Annotated in this window: 5 protein-coding genes; 2 read left to right on the forward strand and 3 right to left on the reverse strand. The window is 40.8% G+C overall.

Going from position 1 to position 6002, the window contains the following annotated elements; genetic code table 11:
* On the forward strand, window positions 1–1924 hold a 1924-nt coding region (locus tag ACR2F3_RS11250; RefSeq protein WP_432710072.1), incomplete at its 5' end, for an outer membrane beta-barrel protein.
* Between the two features lie 61 nt (window positions 1925–1985).
* Window positions 1986–2957, forward strand: a complete 972-nt coding sequence (locus ACR2F3_RS11255) for an NAD(P)H-quinone oxidoreductase (RefSeq protein WP_432710073.1) — start codon at window positions 1986–1988, stop codon at window positions 2955–2957.
* Window positions 2958–3020: 63 nt separating this feature from the next.
* Here ACR2F3_RS11255 and ACR2F3_RS11260 read toward each other — a convergent pair whose 3' ends face one another.
* The 3 genes from ACR2F3_RS11260 to ACR2F3_RS11270 form a co-directional block, all read right to left on the reverse strand.
* On the reverse strand, window positions 3021–4862 hold the full coding sequence (locus ACR2F3_RS11260; RefSeq protein WP_432710074.1) for a glycoside hydrolase family 2 protein: 1842 nt from the start codon (window positions 4860–4862) through the stop codon (window positions 3021–3023).
* Window positions 4863–4896: 34 nt separating this feature from the next.
* Window positions 4897–5553 (reverse strand): DsbA family oxidoreductase, encoded by a 657-nt coding sequence (locus ACR2F3_RS11265; RefSeq protein WP_432710075.1) that lies wholly within the window; start codon window positions 5551–5553, stop codon window positions 4897–4899.
* A 229-nt stretch (window positions 5554–5782) separates the two neighbouring features.
* A partial coding sequence (locus tag ACR2F3_RS11270) for a RagB/SusD family nutrient uptake outer membrane protein (protein WP_432710076.1) occupies window positions 5783–6002 on the reverse strand: 220 nt, incomplete at its 5' end.

Here is a 6002-nt window from a genome sequence, read left to right on the forward strand (position 1 = left end):
GAAAGGGAGTGGTAATTATAAGATCCTGATTAATGGAAAACCTTCCAGTATGGTGGTAAGGAGCCCTAAAGATGTGCTAAAGAGCATGCCGGCATCGTCAATCCAGAAAATAGAAGTAATAACAACACCACCATCAAAATACGACAGCGAGGGTTTATCAGGTATAATTAATATCGTTACCACCAAGAAAATCGACAACGGTTATAATGGCAGTTTGACACTAAGGGGATCTACCCCAACAGGTGGCCCTGGTTTGGGAGGATACGGTACATTAAAGCAGAATAAATTTGGAATGACCTTTTATGGAGGTACCGGGATTTATAAACAGCCGCAAACAGAAAGCATCAGCAACAGATTCACTACTGGCGATAATCCAACTTCCCTACTAAATGCAGGAATAAGAAAATCAAAGAATAGAAACCAATATGGCGGTGCAGAGTTAAGTTATGAAATAGATACCCTTAACCTGTTAACAGCCGAACTTAATCCCTATAGCGGCTACTTTGACTCGGAAACAAATCAGACCTATAGTTTAACAGGCAATAACCAGCCGGTAGATTATCGGTTATTAACGAATAATAAATACGAATGGCGAGGCCTTGATGCTACCTTAAACTACCAACGTGGATTTAAGGATAACAAAGAACGTTTGCTCACTTTCTCATACAAATACAATAGTGGAAAAGAGCCCCAAGACAACAGCAATGTATTTATAAATCGGGTGAATTTCGCTGGTCCGGATTTTCAACAGCATAACGAAAGTACCTCAAAAGAACAGACCATACAGTTAGATTATGTACACCCGGTAAAAAAGGTAAATATCGAAGGTGGAATTAAAGGAATTTTAAGGGATAACAACAGTAATTTCGAATACAGCAGTTTCAATGACGTAACTGGACGATACGACCTGGATCCTTCGCGAACCAATAAATTTGATAATAACCAGGACATCGTTGGCATTTACAATTCATATTCCTTTAACCTGAAAGATTGGGGTTTTAAAGCCGGCGTTCGAGCGGAAGGCACATATACGAAGGCAGATTTTATAAGCAGTGAGTCTAGTATCAAGACAGAATATTTTAATGTTATTCCAACATTTTCTTTGAACAGAAAGTTCAAAAACATGACCAGCATTAACCTTGGGTATACACAGCGAATTGAACGTCCCGGAATTTATACGTTAAATCCTTTCGTGGATCGATCAGAGCCAAATTTTGAATCTTCAGGAAACCCCGAACTTGAGGCTGTATTGAGCAACAATTTCGAGCTTAATTATAGCCGCTTTAAAAAGGGATCTATAAATGTGGGCTTAAGTTATAATTTCGCGAACAACACCGTTCAGCAGGTATCGGTTTATAATGAGCAAACACAGATTACCTATACCACTTTCCAGAACGTTGGGAAAAACAAAGTCTTAACGTCCAATATGAACATCAATTTCCCGCTCACCAGCAAATGGAACTTCAGTATGAGCGGAAATGTGGGTTACACAAAACTTGAAGGAACGATTAATGGTATAATGACCCAAAACGATGGATTTACGGGTTACGGCTACGCCAACACCAGTTATAAATTTGAGCATGACTGGCGTGCCAGTGCAACCTTTAACTATGGTGCACCTAGTGTTCTTTTACAAGGTAAATCGGGCAGCTACACCTTTGTTTCAATTGGTGGAAGCAAGGACATCATTAAGGAAAAGCTAACCTTATCCTTAGCCGTCAATAATCCGTTCTCAAAATACAGGTACTATGATACGTTTACAGAAGGACCAAACTTTAGTCAGCGCTCTAGCACACAGTACTTTAACCGTTCTGTCTTTGGAAGTTTAAACTGGCGTTTTGGAAAACTGAAAGATTCCATTAAAAAAGCTCAGCGGAGCATTAGTAATGACGATGTGAAGAGTGGCGGTAAATCTGGCAGTTAACCCTTCGTTTTCTTATTACGGAATAATTTTAGCTCATCACTTTGAACGAAGTAAATATCATATGAAAGCAGCGATCATCACGTGCTACGGCGAAGCCGATGTATTACAATTAGAAGAAAGAGAAATTCCGGTTATTGATAAAAATGAAGTCCTTATTAAAGTGAAAGCCGCAGGCGTAAATCGTCCTGATGTGATTCAACGGCAAGGAAAATATCCGGCGCCTCCGGATGCACCACAAGATATTCCTGGGCTTGAAGTAGCAGGCACCATTGAAAAGGTGGGTGCTGATGTTAAACATTGGAAAACTGGCGACAAGGTATGTGCCCTATTAGCAGGCGGCGGATATGCCGAATATGTTCATGCGGATGCAGGTTTATGTTTACCAATACCTGAAAATCTGAGTTTTACGGATGCGGCAGGATTACCCGAAACGATGTTTACGGTTTGGAATAATGTCTTTCAGCGTGCAAACTTGAAACAAGGTGAATCTATACTCATACATGGAGGTAGCAGTGGCATCGGAATCACAGCGATTCAGTTGGCTAAGTATTTTGGTGCTACAGTGACGGTGACCGTAGGTTCAGATGCTAAGGGCCAATCATGCGTAAACCTGGGTGCGGATCGATTCATCAATTACAAAACGCATGATTTTGAAAAAGAAATGGGCGACTCACCCGTAGACGTGATTCTGGACATTATAGGTGGCGACTATTTTGATAAAAACCTTAATATCCTTAGCCCTGAAGGACGCTTGGTCTATATCAATGCTATGAAGGGGAATATAGTTTCCTTAAACCTCGGGAAAATCATGCAAAAACGCATTACCCTTACCGGAAGCACACTGAGAAGCAGGGAGCTCTCTTTTAAAAGAGCGCTGGCCGCTGAGCTTTACAAAAACGTATGGCCTATCTTAGCTACAGGGCACTTCAAGCCGGTGGTATTTGCAACATTCCCTTTAAAGGACGCTTATAAGGCACATGAATTAATGGAATCAAGTGATCATGTCGGAAAAATAATACTTGAAATTGATTAAATTAAAAAGGGTTGAAATATGCAATCTGCACAATCAACCCTTTTCCGTTTTCCCTGATTAACTTTAGTTAAATTTCACAGAAACCTTATATAGCTTATCATTTGCAACTTTTAGTTGATTGACTGGCATTTTCATCACCTTCCTGTCATAGGTAAGGAAACCATTGATCTCCCCTTCTACGTCGGTCGTCTGTGTATAAACCGCAGCAGATAGGCCTAAGTTAATAAACTCTTCCATACGAACGGTAAATTCATTGTATCGCTTAAACATATCTTCTGGGTTTTTAAAAGTCTGATATCCCCAGTTATCTCTTTGCTGCCAGATGTGGCCGCCTATAGGCAAACCTAAGCCACCAAATTCACCGAGCACAAGGATATATTTTTCACCGAACAGATCTGGCCTGGGCATTGCCGGACTAGGGTAATTATGTAAGTCAACCATGTGTCCAGTAGAATAATAATTGCCTCCGCTTGCACTATTCACTAACCTTGATGGGTCCTTAGCCATTGTCCATTCAGTTATTTCTTCTGTTTTGAATTGACCCCAGGCTTCATTAAAAGGTACCCATACCACAATACTCTGAAAATTATGAAGGGCATTCATAATGGCGTTCCACTCTTTTCTATAGTACCCCTCTGATTCTGGCGTTCTTTTCTGGTCTGTACCACGCTCTAACACACCAGGTCTGGATTCCCAGCCGTTACCAATATTTCCACTTGGCATATCTTGCCACACTAACATCCCAAGCTGATCGCAGTGGTAATACCAACGCGCTGGCTCTACTTTAATATGCTTTCTGATCATGTTAAAACCCATTTCTTTAGTTTTTACTACATCAAATTTTAGTGCTTCATCAGTAGGTGCCGTGTATAGTCCGTCCGGCCACCATCCCTGGTCAAGAGGACCGTACTGAAAAAGAAAAGCGTTGTTCAACATCATTCGCTGAATACCTGCAGCATCTGTTTTCATGGAAATCTTACGCATAGCCACGTAGCTTTTCACCTCGTCTATTGTTTTTCCTTTTCTGATTAAGGCAATCTTCAAATCATATAAAAATGGCTGATCTGGTGACCATAATTTGGGTTTGGTAATTTTTAAAGTCAACCCATTACCCGCAGTCTCCTGCTGTTCAACCACTATATTAGTACCGTCAAACACGGTCACACGGACCATATCTCCAGGTTGGGCATTATTCAAATCCGTTGATACGTTTAGAATTTCCTGATCTATATCTGGTGTATGTTTAGTTGCTGCAATAAATGATTTCGGCACTGCTTCCAACCATACCGTTTGCCAAATTCCTGACACAGGCGTATACCAGATACCTTCTGGCTTTTTAACCTGTTTACCATTTGGCTGAGGTCCATCATTTGTAGGATCCCAAACCCGTATCGCTACCTCCTGTGTTTTTCCTGGCTTTAACAAGGCAGTGATATCGAAATTAAAAGGATCGTAACCGCCCTCATGTGTACCAGCCGGTTTACCATTGATAAACACCTCGGTACGCCAGTCGACAGCACCAAAGTGCAAAAGCACATTGTTGTTTTTAAAGTTAGCTGGTAAAGAAAAATTCCTTTTGTACCAGATAACACTATCTTTTCCAACGGTTTTACCAACGCCCGATAAGGCCGATTCTACTGCAAAAGGAACCAATATTTTACCTTCATATTGTTGAGGTTTAGTTTTAGCATCCACAGTCTCCAACGAGTAATCCCATAAACCATTTAAATTAACCCATTTGTCCCTCACCATTTGTGGTCGGGGGTATTCGGGAAGGGGCTTGCCTGGGTCAACTTCTTCCGCCCACCCCGTCATTATTTTATCCCCGGCTGGCGTCCAGCTTTTATTTTGAGCATAAAGGTTCAAGCTTATTACTACTAAAAAGCCCGTTAAAATTTGTTTCATACGTTGGTTGTTTAGGTGATAATTGGATATATTATTAATTGTTACGTTCGTTATAAGCCTGAGTTAAAGCTTGTAAAAACGTTTTACTATCTTGCGCGCCTGATATCGAATATTTGCTGTCAAGTACGAAAAATGGTACGCCCCTAACACCTACCTGTTGTGCTTCGTAAATATCAGATCTTACCTCATCAGTATAACTTCCATTTTTAAGGGCTATGTCTAGCAGAGTTGCATCTAAACCTATCTCTGTACCTAATTGCAGGAGTGTATCATGGTCGTCGATGTTTTTGCCTTCGGTAAAATAAGCTTGAAACAACCTTTCTTCTGCCTCCAATTGTTTATTAAATTGTTTCGCAAAATGCGAAAAACGATGAGCATCAAAAGAGTTTGCCACCACTGCCTGGTCAAGTTTATACACCAAACCAACTTCTGCAGCCATCCGGGTAACGTATTCGTTAAGCCCTTTCGCTTCTTCAACACTCATTCCCTTGTGCTTTGCAAGGTATTGGTGGATGTTTGTTTTGGGGTCTGTCACCAGATCAGGCGCTAATTGGTAGCTTTTCCAGATTACCTCTATATGTTCCTGCTCAGGAAACTGGGCTAATGCTTGTTCGAACTTCCTTTTGCCGATATAACAAAAAGGACACATCACATCACTCCAAATTTCTACCTGCATTTTATCCTTATCCATATGCTTATTATTTGGGAATTAACTCCTATTTAACAAATATAAAAAAAACTGCCATTCGCCCTTTATCAGGTGACGCTTTTAGTCGCTAGTCTATACGATTACCTAAAAAAAGTCCGGCTATTATGAATGATACACATTTATAATAACCGGACTCACTGGTAACACCAATACACAATAGATCGGTTATCGGTATAACTTATACTACCGTAAGGATCGCATTTAAATCGCCCTAGTATCCCGGGTTTTGAACCAACTTAGGATTTAAAACAAGCTCGGTTGCAGGAATAGGGAAAATGCGGCGGTGTACACCTTCATTCCCTTTTTTGAATCCCCATGCATTTTCATATTTGCCAAAACGTATCAAATCGTTACGTCTCCAGCCTTCCCATGCTAATTCCCGCCCTCTTTCTTCCAACAACAAATCTAAGGTTAAGGTGCTTAGCAGTGGA

The sequence above is a fragment of the Pedobacter sp. genome (genome assembly GCF_045627485.1).
In the GTDB taxonomy this organism is placed as follows: Bacteria; Bacteroidota; Bacteroidia; order Sphingobacteriales; family Sphingobacteriaceae; genus Pedobacter.

What these genes read in the sequence shown, in the direction of transcription:
- ACR2F3_RS11255 (WP_432710073.1), top strand. Translation starts at nt 1,986, where the DNA reads ATGAAAGCAGCGATCATCACGTGCTACGGCGAAGCCGATGTATTACAA.
- ACR2F3_RS11260 (WP_432710074.1), bottom strand. Translation starts at nt 4,862, where the DNA reads ATGAAACAAATTTTAACGGGCTTTTTAGTAGTAATAAGCTTGAACCTT.
- ACR2F3_RS11265 (WP_432710075.1), bottom strand. Translation starts at nt 5,553, where the DNA reads ATGGATAAGGATAAAATGCAGGTAGAAATTTGGAGTGATGTGATGTGT.